20 protein-coding genes are annotated in these 17,220 nt (G+C 43.2%); 18 read left to right on the forward strand and 2 right to left on the reverse strand.

Going from position 1 to position 17,220, the window contains the following annotated elements:
* The first annotated feature begins 104 nt into the window (after window positions 1-104).
* From ABIB50_RS12640 to ABIB50_RS12655, 4 genes are read left to right on the forward strand one after another with little or no spacing between them, the layout of a single operon-like run.
* The gene (locus ABIB50_RS12640; protein WP_429380093.1) at window positions 105-1,310 is read left to right on the forward strand and encodes an acetate/propionate family kinase; all 1,206 of its coding nucleotides are present in this window, start codon (window positions 105-107) and stop codon (window positions 1,308-1,310) included.
* A gap of 1 nt (window position 1,311) precedes the next feature.
* Window positions 1,312-3,702, forward strand: coding sequence for a phosphoketolase family protein (locus ABIB50_RS12645; RefSeq protein WP_429380094.1), 2,391 nt, complete (start codon window positions 1,312-1,314; stop codon window positions 3,700-3,702).
* Window positions 3,699-4,724 carry a class I fructose-bisphosphate aldolase gene (locus ABIB50_RS12650; RefSeq protein WP_429380095.1) on the forward strand — a complete coding sequence of 342 codons (1,026 nt, stop codon included), beginning with the start codon at window positions 3,699-3,701 and terminating at the stop codon, window positions 4,722-4,724. Before ABIB50_RS12645 ends, ABIB50_RS12650 begins: the two co-directional genes overlap by 4 nt.
* Before the next feature lie 20 nt (window positions 4,725-4,744).
* Window positions 4,745-6,757: a copper-translocating P-type ATPase gene (locus ABIB50_RS12655; protein ID WP_429380096.1), complete on the forward strand. Its 2,013-nt coding sequence runs from the start codon at window positions 4,745-4,747 to the stop codon at window positions 6,755-6,757.
* A 15-nt stretch (window positions 6,758-6,772) separates the two neighbouring features.
* Here ABIB50_RS12655 and ABIB50_RS12660 read toward each other — a convergent pair whose 3' ends face one another.
* The gene (locus tag ABIB50_RS12660; protein WP_429380097.1) at window positions 6,773-7,033 is read right to left on the reverse strand and encodes a DUF2061 domain-containing protein; all 261 of its coding nucleotides are present in this window, start codon (window positions 7,031-7,033) and stop codon (window positions 6,773-6,775) included.
* A gap of 285 nt (window positions 7,034-7,318) precedes the next feature.
* On the opposite strand from ABIB50_RS12660, the gene ABIB50_RS12665 reads away from it, so the two are divergent.
* The 14 genes from ABIB50_RS12665 (at window position 7,319) to ABIB50_RS12730 (ending at window position 16,574) form a co-directional block, all read left to right on the forward strand.
* Window positions 7,319-7,471, forward strand: coding sequence for an SHOCT domain-containing protein (locus ABIB50_RS12665; RefSeq protein WP_429380245.1), 153 nt, complete (start codon window positions 7,319-7,321; stop codon window positions 7,469-7,471).
* Between the two features lie 119 nt (window positions 7,472-7,590).
* Window positions 7,591-8,313, forward strand: a complete 723-nt coding sequence (locus ABIB50_RS12670; RefSeq protein ID WP_429380098.1) for a PRC-barrel domain-containing protein — start codon at window positions 7,591-7,593, stop codon at window positions 8,311-8,313.
* Window positions 8,313-9,059 carry a polyphosphate kinase 2 gene (gene ppk2 / locus ABIB50_RS12675; protein ID WP_429380099.1) on the forward strand — a complete coding sequence of 249 codons (747 nt, stop codon included), beginning with the start codon at window positions 8,313-8,315 and terminating at the stop codon, window positions 9,057-9,059. Before ABIB50_RS12670 ends, ppk2 begins: the two co-directional genes overlap by 1 nt.
* Before the next feature lie 14 nt (window positions 9,060-9,073).
* On the forward strand, window positions 9,074-10,522 hold the full coding sequence (gene atpD, locus ABIB50_RS12680) for a F0F1 ATP synthase subunit beta (RefSeq protein ID WP_429380100.1): 1,449 nt from the start codon (window positions 9,074-9,076) through the stop codon (window positions 10,520-10,522).
* Window positions 10,523-10,533: 11 nt separating this feature from the next.
* Window positions 10,534-10,917 (forward strand): F0F1 ATP synthase subunit epsilon, encoded by a 384-nt coding sequence (locus tag ABIB50_RS12685; protein ID WP_429380101.1) that lies wholly within the window; start codon window positions 10,534-10,536, stop codon window positions 10,915-10,917.
* 1 nt (window position 10,918) lies between these two features.
* On the forward strand, window positions 10,919-11,209 hold the full coding sequence (locus tag ABIB50_RS12690) for an AtpZ/AtpI family protein (RefSeq protein ID WP_348080953.1): 291 nt from the start codon (window positions 10,919-10,921) through the stop codon (window positions 11,207-11,209).
* 14 nt (window positions 11,210-11,223) lie between these two features.
* Window positions 11,224-11,520, forward strand: coding sequence for an ATP synthase subunit I (locus tag ABIB50_RS12695; RefSeq protein WP_429380102.1), 297 nt, complete (start codon window positions 11,224-11,226; stop codon window positions 11,518-11,520).
* Complete coding sequence (locus ABIB50_RS12700) at window positions 11,517-12,218, forward strand: F0F1 ATP synthase subunit A (protein WP_429380103.1); 702 nt, start codon at window positions 11,517-11,519, stop codon at window positions 12,216-12,218. The genes ABIB50_RS12695 and ABIB50_RS12700 overlap by 4 nt, the downstream gene beginning before the upstream one ends.
* Window positions 12,219-12,228: 10 nt before the next feature.
* Window positions 12,229-12,498: a F0F1 ATP synthase subunit C gene (locus ABIB50_RS12705; protein WP_128532102.1), complete on the forward strand. Its 270-nt coding sequence runs from the start codon at window positions 12,229-12,231 to the stop codon at window positions 12,496-12,498.
* Window positions 12,499-12,504: 6 nt separating this feature from the next.
* Entirely contained in the window at window positions 12,505-13,278 is a 774-nt protein-coding gene (locus ABIB50_RS12710) for a F0F1 ATP synthase subunit B (RefSeq protein WP_429380104.1), read from the forward strand.
* A gap of 7 nt (window positions 13,279-13,285) precedes the next feature.
* Window positions 13,286-14,863: an alternate F1F0 ATPase, F1 subunit alpha gene (locus ABIB50_RS12715; protein WP_429380105.1), complete on the forward strand. Its 1,578-nt coding sequence runs from the start codon at window positions 13,286-13,288 to the stop codon at window positions 14,861-14,863.
* Window positions 14,863-15,756, forward strand: coding sequence for a F0F1 ATP synthase subunit gamma (locus ABIB50_RS12720; protein ID WP_429380106.1), 894 nt, complete (start codon window positions 14,863-14,865; stop codon window positions 15,754-15,756). The genes ABIB50_RS12715 and ABIB50_RS12720 overlap by 1 nt, the downstream gene beginning before the upstream one ends.
* 27 nt (window positions 15,757-15,783) lie before the next feature.
* A complete protein-coding gene (locus tag ABIB50_RS12725; RefSeq protein ID WP_429380107.1) occupies window positions 15,784-16,077 on the forward strand; it encodes a hypothetical protein in 294 nt (97 codons plus the stop codon).
* A gap of 44 nt (window positions 16,078-16,121) precedes the next feature.
* The gene (locus ABIB50_RS12730; RefSeq protein WP_429380108.1) at window positions 16,122-16,574 is read left to right on the forward strand and encodes a pyridoxamine 5'-phosphate oxidase family protein; all 453 of its coding nucleotides are present in this window, start codon (window positions 16,122-16,124) and stop codon (window positions 16,572-16,574) included.
* A 172-nt stretch (window positions 16,575-16,746) separates the two neighbouring features.
* Here ABIB50_RS12730 and ABIB50_RS12735 read toward each other — a convergent pair whose 3' ends face one another.
* On the reverse strand, window positions 16,747-17,181 hold the full coding sequence (locus ABIB50_RS12735; protein WP_429380109.1) for a hypothetical protein: 435 nt from the start codon (window positions 17,179-17,181) through the stop codon (window positions 16,747-16,749).
* Window positions 17,182-17,220: the final 39 nt, after the last annotated feature.

Raw genomic sequence — 17,220 nt, forward strand, 5'->3', positions numbered from 1 at the left:
GCTAAACTAATATTAGACATACCCTATGAAAAAAGAAAATCATATCAATATCTTATTTCTTGACATCGGCAGCATTTTGCTCACTAAGCCTTATTTCCGTGCTAATGAATAAGCTTACTAAAGACTGCCTCCTTACCATAAATGGAGGTTCCTCAAGTATAAAATATGCTTTATATGAAATTAAGGATACGCTTGATCAATTACTATCCGGCGAAATGGAAGGCATTGGAAGTGGTAAAGCCAAGCTCAGTTTTATACACTTAAAAAGTCGTATTAAGCATCATGTTGACATCCCTGTTGCCGACCACACTGCGGCTGGACGTTGGCTGAGCAACTGGCTGGAAAAGGAAACAGAATTTATAAGGGTGAAGGCAATAGGGCACCGCATAGTACAGGGTATGGAACATACTGCACCAGAAAAGATCACCGACAGGTTATTGAAAGAACTCAAGGCCATAAGCCCTTATGACCCTGAACATTTGCCTGCCGAAATCAAGTTGATCGAAGTATTTAGAAAACACTACCCTGATATTCACCAGGTAGCTTGCTTCGACACTTCTTTCCACGCATCAATGCCAGATATTGCCAAATTGATACCCATCCCGATAAAATACAGGGATAAGGGAATAAAGCGATATGGATTCCATGGTCTATCTTATTCCTACCTTATTGAAGAATTTAAACGGACCGAAGGAGCAGAAAAAGCAAAAGGGAAGATCATTATTGCCCATTTAGGCAGCGGTGCAAGTCTTGTCGCAGTAAAGAATGGCAAAAGCGTGGATACCAGCATGGGTTTTACACCCGCATCGGGCTTAACGATGAGCACCCGTACCGGCGACCTTGATCCGGGCGTAGCTTGGTATTTACAAAAATTTGAAAAGCTTACTCCCGGGCAATTTAACCATCTGGTCAATCATGAATCAGGTTTAATAGGGATTTCGGAAACTACGGCCAACATGCAGCGATTACTTCAAATACAACATCAAGATAAACGTGCTGCTAAGGCCATTGATTTTTTTTGCTACCAGTGTATCAAATGGATAGGTGCGTTTACTGCTGTGCTTGGCGGTTTAGATACGCTGATATTTTCGGGCGGTATTGGCGAACACGCACCCGAGATAAGGGAGCGAATATGCAGGGGGCTCCAATTTTTTGGTATTGAGCTGGATGAGAAAAAAAATACAAATAACGATAAGGTACTTTCAACCGATGCCAGCAAGGTATTGGTCAAGGTGATCAAAACCAACGAAGAATTAATGATCGCGAGGTCAGTATGTACTACTTTGAATTACAACATTAAACATAAATAAAATGGAATCAGTATTAAACAACCCCGAGGTTGATACATTATCGACTGAATTATTGCAAAAGATGAATGCCTATTGGAGGGCAGCCAATTATCTTTCTGTCGGACAAATTTATTTATATGATAACCCGCTGTTGAGGGAGCCTTTAAAATTAGCGCATGTAAAGCCACTTGTTGTTGGGCATTGGGGAACAACCCCCGGTCAAAATTTTATTTATGTGCATTTAAACCGCGTCATCAATAAATACGATCTGGATATGTTTTATGTTGCCGGCCCGGGACATGGCGGCCCTGCCATCGTGGGCAATGTTTTCCTGGAAGGCACCTGGAGCGAAGTTTATCCGGCTATTACCAAAGATGAAGCCGGATTGAAGAAATTCTTCACCCAGTTTTCCTTTCCGGGTGGTATTTCCAGCCATGTTGCACCCACTACACCGGGATCTATCCATGAAGGGGGCGAGTTAGGTTATTCACTTAGCCACGCTTTTGGTGCAGCTTTTGATAATCCCGATTTGATAGTAGCCTGTGTGATTGGCGACGGAGAGGCTGAGACAGGTCCGCTTGCCACAGCGTGGCAATCAAATAAATTCCTTAACCCGATCACCGACGGTGCTGTATTGCCTATTCTTCATTTAAATGGGTATAAAATTAGTAATCCAACCCTGCTTGCCAGAATTGAACATGAGGAATTAGAAAAGTTCCTGCAAGGTTGTGGCTGGACGCCTTACTTTGTAGAAGGCGACGATCCTGAAACCATGCACCAGCTAATGGCTGGGATATTGGATAGGGCAGTCGAAGATATTAAAACCTACCAACATAACGCCAGAGAAAACAATGATACCACCCGGCCACGCTGGCCAATGATCGTCCTGAGATCACCTAAAGGTTGGACCGGCCCAAAAATGGTTGATGGTTTACATGTGGAAGGAACGTTTCGCTCTCACCAGGTTCCGCTATTGGTAGATGCAGCACATCCGGATCATGTAGCACAGTTGGAAAGTTGGATGAAAAGCTACAAACCGGAGGAGTTGTTTGATGAAAACGGTGCGTTGATGGCTGAACTGGCAGAACTCGCTCCGAAAGGGGATCGTAGAATGGGTGCGAACCCTCACGCCAATGGCGGTCTTTTGTTAAAAGATCTCCTTATGCCCGATTTTCGTTTGCACGCTGTGAATGTAGTTTCGCCGGGCGCTGTACAACTTGGAGACACCACGGTATTAGGAAAATTTCTGCGGGATGTCATAGAACTTAACCAGGATAACTTCCGTGTTTTTGGCCCGGATGAAACATTATCAAACTTATTAAGCGCGGTTTTTGAAGTCAGTAACCGGCAATGGGATGCAAGGGAAGCTGAATATGATGAGTTTTTGGCACCGGAAGGGCGGATTGTAGATTCGCAGCTTAGTGAACATCAATGCGAGGGCTGGCTGGAAGGCTATCTGCTTACCGGCAGGCACGGCCTTTTTAATAGTTACGAGGCATTTATCCGTATTGTCGATTCCATGTTCAGCCAGCATGCCAAATGGCTGAAGGTAACTAAGGAGCTTCCGTGGCGCCGGAGTATCGCTTCTTTGAATTATCTGCTTGCCTCACATGTGTGGCAGCAGGATCATAATGGGTTTACGCACCAAGACCCGGGGTTTTTGGATCATGTGATCAATAAAAAAGCAGATATCGTTCGTGTTTATTTACCGGCCGATGCTAACTGTCTTTTGTCTGTTTTTGATCATTGCCTCCGCAGCAGGGATTATGTAAACGTCGTTGTCGCGGGTAAACATGCATTGCCGCAATGGTTAACTATCGATGAGGCAGTGATCCACTGTACCGAAGGTATTGGTATATGGCAATGGGCCAGTAATGACCAGGAATCGGAACCGGATGTGGTGATGGGCTGTTGCGGCGACACGCCGACACTGGAAATATTGGCCGCTGTTTCCATTCTGCGCGAGCATTTGCCTGATTTAAAAATACGGGTGGTTAATGTTGTCGATTTGATGAAAATGCAATCGGCAAGTGAACACCCGCATGGTTTAAGCGATCAGGATTATGATTCGTTATTCACTAAGGATAAGCATATTGTTTTCGGCTTTCATGGTTATCCATGGCTGGTACACCGTTTAACTTACCGCCGTACCAACCGTAATTTGCATGTACGGGGATATAAGGAAGAGGGCACGATAACCACACCTTTTGATATGCGGGTACAGAATGACCTGGACAGGTTTCACCTGGTACAGGACGTTGTTGACCGAGTACCCAACCTGGGTGCCAAAGGCGATTACCTGAAACAAATGATGAAGGATAAGTTGATACAACATAAGCACTTTATCGACGCGCACGGCATGGACATGCCAGAGATCCTCAATTGGAAATGGAATAGTAATAATAGCCAATGATTACTGAACAATTGATAAATACTGCCCGGGCCCTTGTTGCAAACAACAAGGGCCTGCTGGCTATGGATGAAAGCGTGGGAACCTGCAATAAACGTTTTGCAGCACTCGGCATACCGCAAACAATTGAAATGCGGCGCAGCTACCGTGAAATGATCGTAACTACGCCGGGCCTTGGCGAAAGCATCAGTGGGGCTATCTTGTTTGATGAGACCATCAGGCAGCAAAAAACAGATGGAACCCCATTTATTAAAGTCCTATTAGATGGGGGCATTATTCCTGGCATCAAAGTAGACATGGGGTCCAAACCGCTGGCTGGTTTTCCCGGCGAGAAAGTAACCGAAGGGCTCGACGGCTTGCGTGCGCGCATTGCTGAATATAGGGCAATAGGTGTACGTTTTGCCAAATGGCGGGCGGTGATGGCGATTGGCAATGGGATCCCCAGTCGTGGGTGCATCGAAGCCAATGCACATGCACTGGCCCGATATGCTGCAATATGCCAGGAAGCGGGATTGGTTCCTATAGTGGAGCCTGAAGTGCTGATGGATGGCGCACATTCCCTACAACAATGCCTTGCTGTAACAAAAGAAGTACTCTACACCGTTTTTGACCAACTTTATAAACAGCATGTTTCCCTCGAAGGAATGTTGCTTAAACCTAACATGATATTGCCAGGGTTAGCGGCAAAGGTTCAAGATCTTGAAAAGGTAGTTGCTGAAAATACTGTGAAATTTATGTTAGGGGCTGTACCTGCGGCAGTCCCGGGCATCGCATTTTTATCAGGCGGACAATCTGCAGAACTCGCATCGGTCCGCCTTGATCAGATGAATAAGCAATACAAGGCAGTTCTTCCCTGGGCGCTTACGTTTTCGTTTGGCCGTGCTTTGCAGCAACCAGCTTTAGAAATCTGGCGTGGGGATAATTCAAACATCCCGGCGGCTCAAGAAGCATTAAACCATCGTGCCAACTGTAACCGGGCGGCTTGTGCGGGTAATTATAACAATGCAATGGAAAACATAGTTTAACAATCACTCCTTTATAAAATATGGAACATCAACATTCAGCAGATAAACAACCCGGTAAGGCGGATCCTCACATGCAGATGAACGGGCATGATCACCATGCGATGATGATAGCAGATTTTAAGAAACGCTTTTACGTAGTGCTGGTTCTTACCCTGCCCATCATGCTTTTATCCACAATGATCCAGCACTTCATCGGGGTAAACTGGTCGTTCAATGGGTCTTCTTATATTTTATTTGTACTCGCTACAATTGTTTTTGTTTATGGAGGCTGGCCTTTTTTCAAAGGCCTTGTAGAAGAAATAAAGAGTAAAAATCCGGGCATGATGTTTTTGGTAGGCTTTGCAATCACCGTTGCTTATGCCTATAGCGTAGCCATTGTCTTTGGACTAAAAGGGATGGATTTTTTCTGGGAGTTGGATACGCTTATCCTGATCATGCTTTTAGGACATTGGATTGAAATGCGCTCTATAATGGGTGCATCAAAAGACCTGGAATTGTTAATACAGTTAATGCCTGCCGATGCACACCTTGAAAAAGACGGAAAGGTACACGATGTGACAACAGATACGCTGAAAGAAGGAGATGTTATTGTTATTAAGCCCGGAGAAAAAGTGGCGGCTGACGGCATCATCGCCGAAGGTGAAAGTTATGTTAATGAATCGATGCTCACCGGGGAGTCAAAACCGGTTAAAAAACTCAAAGGCGATAAAGTTATTGCCGGATCAATTAACGGCAATGGTTCCTTTAAAGTTACGGTATCACACGCGGCAAAGGATTCTTATTTGTCACAGGTGGTCAAATTGGTCGATGATGCCCAAAATTCAAAATCTAAAACGCAATTAATGGCAGATACTGCCGCCAAATGGTTGACATTTATCGCTTTAGGGACTGGTATTACCACGTTCTTGTTTTGGTATCTGACGGGACATCCATTAGCATTTGCGATGGAAAGGATGGTGACGGTTATTGTGATATGCTGTCCCCATGCGTTAGGGCTGGCTGTGCCATTATTGGTTGCCAAATCAACCGCCTTATCTGCCAAAAATGGCCTGTTGATCAAAGACCGGACAGCATTTGAAAATTCAAGGAAAATCACTACTGTGGTATTTGATAAAACCGGCACACTGACTATCGGAAAATTTGAAGTATCGAAAGTAGTGTCCTTAAATAAAGAGCTTAAGGAAAATGATATCATCCGGCTGTCGGCGGCGCTGGAGCAAAAATCAGAACACCCTATTGCGACAGGGATTTTGCAAAAAGCAGTTGACCTTAAATTAACTGCCCCATCGGCCGAAAACTTTAAAGCTATTACCGGGCAAGGTGTTGAAGCGATGGTTGAAGGCAAAAAGGTACTGGTTGTTAGTCCCGGTTATCTGAAAGAAAAACATATCGATGTACCCGAGGGGTTTAAATCCAATGATACGGAGACAGTCGTTTTTGTGATCATTGATAAAAAACTTGTAGGCTATATTGCTTTATCCGATGAAGTCAGACCTGAATCTGCCGGAGCCATTAAAAAGTTAAAGGAAAACAACATCAGATCCATCTTGCTTACAGGCGATAACACTAAAGTAGCGGAGAGTGTGAGTAAAACTTTAGGAATGGATAGTTTTTTAGCCGGTGTTTTGCCGGATCAAAAATTGGCGAAGATCAAAGAATTACAGTCAAAGGGAGAATTTGTCGCCATGACAGGTGACGGGATAAACGATGCCCCGGCACTTGCTCAGGCAGACATTGGTATCGCGGTTGGTTCGGGAAGTGATATCGCGGCAAACACTGCCGGAATCGTCCTTGTGAACAGCAATCCTGATGATGTTGTCAATCTTATTCTATTCGGCAAGGCTACTTATCGTAAAATGATCCAAAATTTGGTTTGGGCCACAGGATACAATGTTATTGCCCTACCGCTGGCCGCGGGGGTACTTTATAACCAGGGTGTAGTATTAAGCCCGGCAGTAGGTGCAATTTTAATGACAGTAAGTACCGTTGTAGTTGCCGTAAATGCCAGTTTGCTAAAAGTAAAGACCGTTTAGCACGTACAGTGCTAATTATTGTTCAATAGGTTTTACATATACTTTTTTGCCCCACTTTATTTTGTCCCAAATCCGTTCGTGAAAGAAATAAATAATGGTAGTATAGATGTTGCTAACAATGGTGAAGCCCAATGCGGTTTTTAATTTTCCGGTAAACAGGTAAACAGCGATAAAATCTAGTACAACTACGATCACCCTGTAACTGAACGTTTTTGCAATCGATCTTTTAAGCGTTTTTTCGGAACGGTATATTGGAGGAATAAGATTTTCGATCATGGAATATGTATTAGTGTTCGCAGTGCAGCATTTAAATGCATGTGCAAAGTTTCAGATTTTCAATTCATAGCAGTTACATAACTTGCCTTAAAAGTTACATCATTCACACCAATTATCAGCTTTAACATCAAAGGTGTGAATGATGTAACTTATTCTAAGAATTGCGTAACCCTCTACAATCTCTAGCCCCCACCTTTGCATTGTATTTATTGACTCACATTTAAAATTATGTTTTATAACAACTTTGGTGGTATGAACTTCGTTTGGTGGATCATCTGGATGGTCATGATCCTTTGGATATTCGCAACACCTTACAACATTCCCGGCCAGCGGACAAGAAAAGACTCTCCTCTAGATATACTGAACAAACGTTTTGCTTCTGGTCTAATCAGTAATGACGAATACCAGGAAAAGAAAAAAATGATTAGTGGTAACTGACTTTTAAAACCAGGGAAGTCGGATAAACTGATTAAACTCACTTTTTCAGACCTCTGCTATCATTTATTATCTAAGTGGTAACTTGAAATTTGACTATCGGCATACATAAATCAAAAAACATGCAACGCAATATTAAAAGCATAATAAATTATAACCTCGCGGCAACCGATTGTATAGTCGGCGAAGTGGAAGAATTTTACTTTGATGATAAAAGCTGGAAAATACGATACCTGGTTGTTAAAACCGGTAACTGGCTATCCGGACGAAAGGTATTGATCGCGCCGCATGTCCTTCTTAAACAACCCTGGCAAGATGGTTTCTTCCCAGTTAATTTAGCAAAGAAACAGATCGAAAACAGCCCGGATATTGATACCGATAAACCGGTATCGCGTCAGCAGGAAATAGAACTATATGGCCATTACCAATGGGAAAGCTATTGGGGAAGCGGCTTTTACGGTGGCGGTTCCCTAGGAGTGAGTATGCCGTTCCCGGTTTTAGATCAAAAGGTTTTAATTGAAGCCGACAAACAGGATAAACATACTGACGACGACATCCATTTACGCAGCACGGGAAGCATAATAGGCTACCATATTCATACGACCAACGGAGAGATCGGCCATATCATTGATTTTATCGTTGATGATCAAACCTGGCAAATTAAATTTATCGTTATAGATACTCATAACTGGTTCGGAGGCAAAAAAGTATTGATCCCGGTAGCACACGTTAAAGAAATAAATTGGAGCGAAAATAAAATACACCTTGATATAACCTCCTCTGTTGTTGACAAAAGCATTCTTTTTAAAGAGGCCGATTACCCGCAAGTTCAAACAGTCAATTAATGAAGGATAAAGATATATTGCACGGCCTTTACGTCGAATTGGTCAAGTTGCAAAAGGAGATCATCGCGTCCGGACTTAAATTACTTGTCATTTTAGAAGGAAGAGATGCAGCCGGGAAGGACGGTACGATCAAAAGGATCGTTAAGCATTTAAGCCCGCGCGAAACGATCGTGGTGGCATTAGGAAAACCGTCTGACCATCAGGAAAAGGATTGGTATTTTCAGCGATACATCGCGCATTTGCCTGCCTCAGGAGAATTGGTTCTGTTCAACAGAAGTTGGTATAACCGTGCAGGAGTAGAAAAGGTAATGAAGTTTTGCACTCATCAACAATATAAATCATTTTTTAAAGAAGTTGAATTATTCGAGGAAATGCTGGTTAACGCCGGTTTTATTATTGTGAAATACTACCTCGATATCAGTAAGAAAGAACAGGAAAAGAGGTTTGATGAACGTGAAAAAGACCCGCTTAAACAGTGGAAAATAAGCCCGATTGACGAGGCTGCGACCAAACATTGGAAAAATTACTCCGATGCGAGGGATGAAATGCTGCTCAAAACCGATTTTAAACATGCCCCCTGGTTTATCGTTAGTGCTGATGATAAAGACGACACCCATATCAACCTGATCACGCATTTACTGAAGCGTTGCGATTATAAGCACAAAGATGGCAAGGCTTTATCACACGCTTGTGACTTTGTTTATCCGGCCACGCCTAAAAATATAAAGGAAAAGCTATTCCAATAATCCCAACCCAAAAAATGAAGGCTATTCTAAAACATACGGATGATAAATTGAATTGCGGAAAAATTGTTTCGGTACGGGGCAGCGTTATAGATGCCCGCTTTGAGCATCCGTTACCTGCCGTTTATGCCCTGCTCCATGCAGGCGAACAACGGGAAATTGCCATCGAAGTGCTTTCACAATTGGATGAGCATACCGTAAGGGGAATAGCGCTAACACCTACCCAGGGCCTTGCGCGGGGTATGCAAATAGAAACTGACGGAAACGAATTGATGGTTCCTGTTGGTGAACGTACGCTTGGCAGGATGTTCGATGTGTTCGGAAACACCATCGACCATTTAAAACCATTGGCAAAAGGCGAAAAACGGAATATCCACCAATCCCCCCCACCGTTAGATAAAAGGGCGACAAATTCGCAGGTTTTTGAAACAGGTATTAAGGCGATAGATGTATTGATACCGTTGGAACGTGGCGGCAAAGCCGGTTTATTCGGCGGAGCAGGCGTAGGCAAAACAGTTTTATTAACAGAGATGATCCACAATATGGTGGGCCAGAATAAAGGAGTTAGCATGTTTTGCGGTATAGGCGAACGCTGCCGTGAAGGTAATGAGCTATACGAAGCAATGAAAGATGCCGGGCTGCTTAAAAATATGATCATGATGTTTGGGCAGATGAACGAGCCGCCAGGCGCCCGTTTCCGGGTTGGCCATGCAGCTTTAACAATGGCCGAATATTTTCGGGATGATGAGCATAAAGATGTTTTATTATTGATCGATAATATCTTCCGGTTTATCCAGGCGGGCATGGAAGTCTCAGGCTTAATGGGGCAAATGCCGTCGCGTTTGGGTTATCAGCCTACGCTGGAGACGGAATTATCGGCCCTTGAGGAAAGGATAGCTAATACAGATGCCGGGGCAATTACTTCTATACAGGCGGTATATGTACCGGCCGATGACCTAACTGATCCGGCTGCCGTTCATGCGTTTTCGCACCTTTCGGCAACTATTGTGCTTTCGCGCGAAAGGGCCAGCGAAGGCCTTTATCCATCTATTGATTTTCTGCAATCTAATTCAAAAATGGCTACGCCGGGAATTATTGGCGACCGGCATTACCAGCTCGCCCAGCAGATCCGGCAAACGCTGGCACAATATGAAGACCTGAAGGATATTATTTCTATGCTGGGTATGGAGCAATTGTCAACAGGCGACAGGCTCGTTGTAAACCGCGCCAGACGGCTGGAGCGGTTTTTAACACAACCCTTTTTTGCTACCGAACAATTTAGTGGCGTAAAAGGAGAAGTGGTTAGCTTGAAAGATGCGCTCGACGGTTGTGAACGTATTTTGGCAGACGAATTTAAAGACTTGCCTGAAAATGCTTTTTACATGATCGGAAATATAGACGAAGCTATAAAGAATAAAGACGTCAATAAGGACGGCCCGGTTGCCGCAAAACCTGTGATCAAATAGAAACGAAAAATATGGACCTTAAGATATTACTTCCCTATAAAGTTTTTGCCGACGTAAAAAACGTCAGTAACATCGTTGCAGAGACAATCGAGGGGTCGGTCGGCTTTCTGCCGCAAAGACTGGATTGCGTTGCGATACTAGTCCCTGGTATTTTCAGTTACAAAACAGACAAGGTACATTATTTAGCCGTGGACGAAGGCCTTTTTGTAAAAGCCGGGTCGCAGGTACTGGTTTCCGTTAGACATGCGGTTGGCGGCGTTGAGTTAGGAAAATTAGCCGAAACGGTAAAAAATGAGTTTAAGAATGCAGATGAAAATGAAGAAAAAGTTCGGCATATGGCCTCACAACTGGAAAGTGGGTTTCTTTCCAGGCTAAAGAAATTTCAACAGCTATAAAATGGCACAACCGGAAAATGAGGCCGACTTTTTTGGCCGGATGATCTCGACTAAGGAAAAAAGAAAATTAAAGGCCCTCGACGAAAAAAAAAGAGCGGAGTGGTTTGGTTTCGGCATGTTCGGTATGGTTGGCTGGTCGGTTACCGCGCCAACTTTTTTGAGCACAATGGGCGGAATTTGGCTGGATAAAAATTATCCCCAATCCTTCTCATGGACAGTAACCTGCCTGATAACAGGCTTGGTGGTAGGTTGTATTATCGCCTGGAATTGGGTAATAAAAGAAGATAAATAGTATAAAATAATTTGATGATGATAGTAGTAGCATTAATAGGCGGATTGATATTAGGCATCCTGTTTTTTGGCGGTTTATGGCTGACTGTAAAAAGAACTTTAGGTTCGCCATACGTTGCATTATGGCTTTTGGGAAGCTCACTGATAAGAACGGGTATTGTATTAACCGGGTTTTATTTCATGGCCCAGGGCAGTTTGTTACGATTACTGGTAAGTGTCGCCGGGTTTATTGCGGGCCGCCTTTTAATTTTAAGGCTCACCAGGCAGATCGAGCAAAAGCAAGTTATCGTAACAGAAAGCAGCCCATTATGAATTTAACGCCAGATCAGACCATATTTTGGAGCAATGGTTTTATCACCATCAACCTCACCATCGTCACTACGTGGGGTGTTATGTTATTTATGGTGATCGGTGCCATACTGATTACGCGCAAGTTGAAAACTACGCATAAAATTTCCCGATGGCAGTGTATCCTCGAAATGATCGTAACGGGCATCAATGAACAGATCAAAGAAGTCGGGCTCGAAAACCCCGAACAATACATTGGCTTTATCGGTACACTTTTTCTATTCATTGCCATGTGTAACTTCTGGATCGTTTTACCCTGGTATCAGCCGCCGACAGGTTCCCTTTCCACCACTGCCGCATTGGCGATCGCCGTGTTTTTGGCCGTGCCTTTTTTTGGCATTCAAAAGAGCGGCTTCTTCGCCTTTCTGAAGACCTACATTAAGCCGACTTTCATCATGTTGCCTTTCAATATCATTAGCGAATTATCAAGAACGCTGGCACTGGCCATCAGGTTATTTGGGAATATTATGAGCGGTGGAATGATCATCGCCATTTTGTTAAGCATATCTCCTTTATTTATTCCTATTGTCATGAAGGCCCTTGGCCTCCTTACCGGGATGGTACAGGCCTATATCTTTAGTATCCTGGCTACGGTTTATATCGCGGCAGCGGTACAGGAAAGCATCAAAAAGAAAAAATTAGTAAATAAAAGCACCAATTAAATAGATAAAAATGGATAATGTATCAGTAATAGCAGTAGCATCAATTATTACAGCCGGCCTTACAACAGGCATCGGTTGTATGTTCCCGGCATTAAGTGAAGGTAAGGCGGTAGCAACCGCTTTAAGTTCCATAGCGCAACAGCCGGACGCGGCGCCCACCATAACCAGGACCCTGTTTGTTGGCCTGGCCATGATCGAATCCACGGCTATTTATTGTTTCGTGGTTTCCATGATCCTGATCTTTGCAAACCCATTCTGGACACACATTATTGCTAAATAACACACCATGCAAATTAATTGGTTTACGGTAATCGCGCAGATCGTCAATTTCCTGGTGCTGGTTTGGCTTATGAAAAAATATCTCTATAAGCCTATTCTGGCGGCTATTGATGAGCGCGAAAAAAAGATAGCTGCTGAGCTTGCGGACGCCAAAAGCAAAATGACTGAGGCACAGAAAGAACAGGATGAGTTTAAACAAAAAAACAACGATTTTGATAAGCACAAAAAAAAGCTAGTGGACCAGGCAACATCAGATGCTGATAAGGAACGGGAAAAGCTTTTGGATGCTGCAAAAGAGGAAGCTGCGGGTGTAAAAGAAAAACTGGAAGCAGCATCAAAGGAATTACAAGAAAATTTGAGCGATGAGATCTCAAAGAAAACACAGGATGAGGTTTTCGCTATCGCAAAAAAAGCCCTCGCCGAATTGGCTTCAACTGACCTTGAAGAACAATCCGTTCATGTTTTTATCAAGAAGATAAAAGCGATCACTGACAAAGATAAAAAACAGTTCATCGACGCTTTCCATTCGGATTCGGCCCCGATAACGATTAAAAGTGCTTATGACTTAGCTGAAAAGGATCACAAAAGCATACGATCCGCAATTGCGGATATACTTGGAGATGAAGTTAAATATAAGTTTAAGACGGATCCTAAAATGATCAGCGGGATCGAACTGGCAGCTAATGGGTACAAACTATCCTGGAGTTTAGCCGCGTATGTTAATTCACTGGAAAAGAGTGTAGCGACGACAATAAACAAAACTCATCAAGCTGTAAAGTAATAACAATATGCCTTCAAGTACTTTAAAAAATAGTATAACCGACACTTTCCACCAGCTGGATAAGGGTTTGGCGGAGCACGTATTCGCATTCGCACCCCGCGAGGTTGGCTATGTGACCAGCGTGGCCACGGGTATTGTAAAAATTTCGGGACTTGAAGGTGCCGGCTTTGAAGAACTGCTTAAATTTTCGGAAGACCTGTACGGCATTGCCTATAATTTGGATGAAGATGAGATCGGCGTTATCCTGCTTGGTGAAGATACCTTATTGAATGCCGGAGACGAAGTAGAGCGTACCGGACGGGTAATGGACATCCCTGTAGGCGACCATTTGATCGGCCGGGTAATTGATCCCATGGGGATACCCATTGATGGGAAAGGCAATATCGCAACCAACAAAAGGTTACCCATTGAACGGCCTTCGCACGCTATCATGGACCGAACAGCCGTAAATGCGCCTTTACAAACCGGAGTAAAAGTTATTGACGCACTAATTCCAATTGGCCGTGGCCAGCGTGAACTGATCGTGGGCGACCGGCAAACCGGCAAAACACAAATAGCAATTGATACCATACTTAACCAGCAAGGAAAAGATGTGGTTTGCATATACTGTGCTATTGGGCAACGCGCTGCCGCCGTCGCCAAGGTTATCGCCAACCTGGAACAAAAAGGTGCTATGGATTATACCGTAGTTATGGTGGCCGAAGGTAACCATGCTGCGGGATTGAAATATATTGCTCCTTACGCGGCAACCAGCATAGCCGAATATTTTATGGAAGAAGGCCGTAACGTACTCATTGTATATGATGATCTGACGCATCACGCGCGGGCCTATCGTGAACTTTCGCTGCTGTTACGCAGACCACCCGGACGAGAAGCATTTCCGGGTGATATTTTTTATATTCACTCCAGGTTGCTGGAACGGGCTACGCACCTTAGTGCTCAATTAAAAGGCGGATCGCTGACGGCCTTACCTATTATCGAAACTGAAGCGCAAAATATCTCCGCCTATATCCCAACCAATCTGATCTCTATTACCGATGGACAGATCTATCTATCGCCCAAACTATTTGAAGCCGGGAATTTACCGGCAGTTGATGTTGGTAAATCAGTTTCCCGTGTCGGGTCTGCTGCGCAGTTACCCGCTTACAAATCTATTGTCAGCTTGAAATTACAATACGCGCAATTTGAAGAGCTGGAAAACTTTTCTCGCTTTGGCACCCGTCTGGATAAAAATACTAAAAAAGTGATCGATCATGGCCTGCGTATCCGAAGTTGCCTCAAACAAAACGAATTGCATCCCTTAACAGTTTCAGAACAAATAGTCATATTATTGGCTTTAACGAATGGGCTTTTTGATGCTATACCCGTAGATAAGATCGCCGATGCCGAAGCGGTTATTCTTAAAGATATGGGACGATTTCCTGCGGAGATGTTCAAACGGCTTTTTGATGACAAACCTTTAAACGACGCAGACCATGATACGATCCTGAAAATCGCCGGCGAACTTCTTGCTCCTTTTAACGAAAAGCCGGAAGCGGATAAACCAGAGCCGGATAAACCAGAACCTGATAAACCCTCGAAGTAATGGATACGCTGGAAGATCTGAACCGGAAATTGGATGGTGCAAAAGATATCAAATCTGTTGTTAAAGCCATGAAGGCGATGGCTGCTGCCAATATTTCACAATATGAGGCGGCGGTAGCTTCACTTGGCGATTACTATCATACCGTTACACTGGGTATTAAGGCTTATTTAAAAGCGGAAAAAATACAAACGGTAATTGAAAAGCCGGGAGCCGGAAAAGATGAAGATCGAACAGTTTGTGTTATTGTCTTCGGATCGGATCTTGGGCTGGTAGGCCAGTTCAATGACCTGCTATCCGGTTTCGTGCAACAATCTTTGAATGTTATTACCGGTAAAAAGGAAATTTGGGTGATCGGCGAACGTATCCAGGCGCTTTTAGCAGACGCAGGGCTTAATATTACGAAGTCTTACGCTGTTCCTGTTTCTATTGATGCCGTTACGCCGTTAATTCAAAGTCTTTTGATCGAAATTGAGGAAATTCGTGAAACCAGGCATATAAAGCAGTTTTATGTATTTCATAATCAGCCCGAAAGAGGGTCGAGCTATGAGCCGGTTTTGCAAAGGTTATTGCCGCTTGACGAAAAATGGATGCAGGATCTGATGGCTATACAATGGCCGACAAATACTATACCCGAAGTTATTGGCAATACGGTGACAACTCTAAGCGCACTTATCAATGCCTATCTGTTCGTTTCGGTATTTAGAGCAAGTACTGAGTCATTAGCGGCAGAAAATGCCAGTCGCCTGGAAGCGATGCAGCGGGCGGAAAAAAGCATAAGTGATATGCTGGAAAGCCTGGGGAAGAAATTCCAGAGTTTGCGCCAAAGCATGATCGACGAAGAGCTTTTTGACGTGGTTTCCGGATTTGAAGCTTTAAAGAAAGAACATCAATAACATAAATCATTATTATCAAACAACGATATGACCACAATTAAAAACATCAAACCATTAAGTGCAGAAGAACTTTTCGACCTGCTAAAAAAGGAATTTGCCCCTTACATCAATTCAAAACTGGATTCGGGTTTAACTATTGAATATGCGCATGTTTATGACGTGATCAATATTTCATTTCCCGAAGTTATAACAGGTATCGCCTTTACCGTTATCGTCTCCGTTGATGAGGTATCACTTGAAAAAAATGAAGATAATATCGATTATGACTCAGCATTACTACAAGGTCATTTAAGTGATTTTCTTAAGGCAAAATGCGAGTAATAAACTTTTCCATGTAAATAAAGTAAACAACTAAAAAAGAGAAGATGTTAAGAGAATTAAATGATTATCAAATAGAGGCCTTGTTGAAAGATCAATTGGTCGGTCGAATCGGGTGCCACGCAGCTGGCGTTACCTACATTGTTCCGGTAAATTATGTATATGACGGTACAGATATTTATTGTCATTCTGTTAAGGGGATGAAGATTGAAATGATGCGCGAGAATCCATTAGTTTGTTTTGAAGTGGATAACATCAAAGAAATTACCAACTGGGAAAGTGTCATCGCCTGGGGAAAGTTTGAAGAGATCACGGAAATGGAAGAAAAACAAAAAGTTCTCCAAAAGTTGACAGACAGAATTACACCGTACATAATGGATGATTCAATTACCCGTGAACACGGCTTCGTTGATAAAGAAGGTGATATCGGGACTACTGTTGAATTGATTATTTACAAGATCGTAGTAAGTAAAAAAACCGGACGATTTGAAAACAGGTAATTGTCAAAAGCTTTAATAATTAATTTTAACGCCAAACAGATTATTTACCAGCGTTGAAATTGATTATTAGGTTGTGTAACGGCGAAGTCCGGCATTGGTTATGACCAACTTTGCAAGTTCGTTGATGTATTCAAAGTTAGATGACGTCTTAGAATCAAGGTTTCCATATAGGCTAAGATGAAATTCCCTTTATCGGGATGGGGAATAAAAAGCTGTCCAAAACATTCCAGTGTGCTGACGACACATGATCCTTAAATGATTTCATACTTTGATGCATGGCGGCAGCATAGTCTTTGTCAAATTTTAACAACAATATTTCCAATTCCGCCAACTTGGCTTTAATCGCCTCTGTGCGGGCTAACTTACCTTTTGGCAATTCTGCATCCAGGTTAGTGAAATTGTCTTTAAATAGCTCGTCGGCTTTCGCATAAAACCCGCTGAGCAGTGGAACGCAGGTATAAGTTTTCATGTGATCAAATTCGACGGCTGTTTTAATATCTACTTTGTCCGTCGGACCATATTCATTAGCTGCCAGTAAAGAAATATAAATAGGGAACTTCAGGAATTCCTGTTGTTCGGCGTAGGATAATTTTCCGAAAGCTTTCATCTTGATTATAATTTAATTGTTTATTGACAGGCTGAACCT

Source organism: Mucilaginibacter sp. UYCu711 (assembly GCF_050433825.1).
GTDB lineage: Bacteria > Bacteroidota > Bacteroidia > Sphingobacteriales > Sphingobacteriaceae > Mucilaginibacter.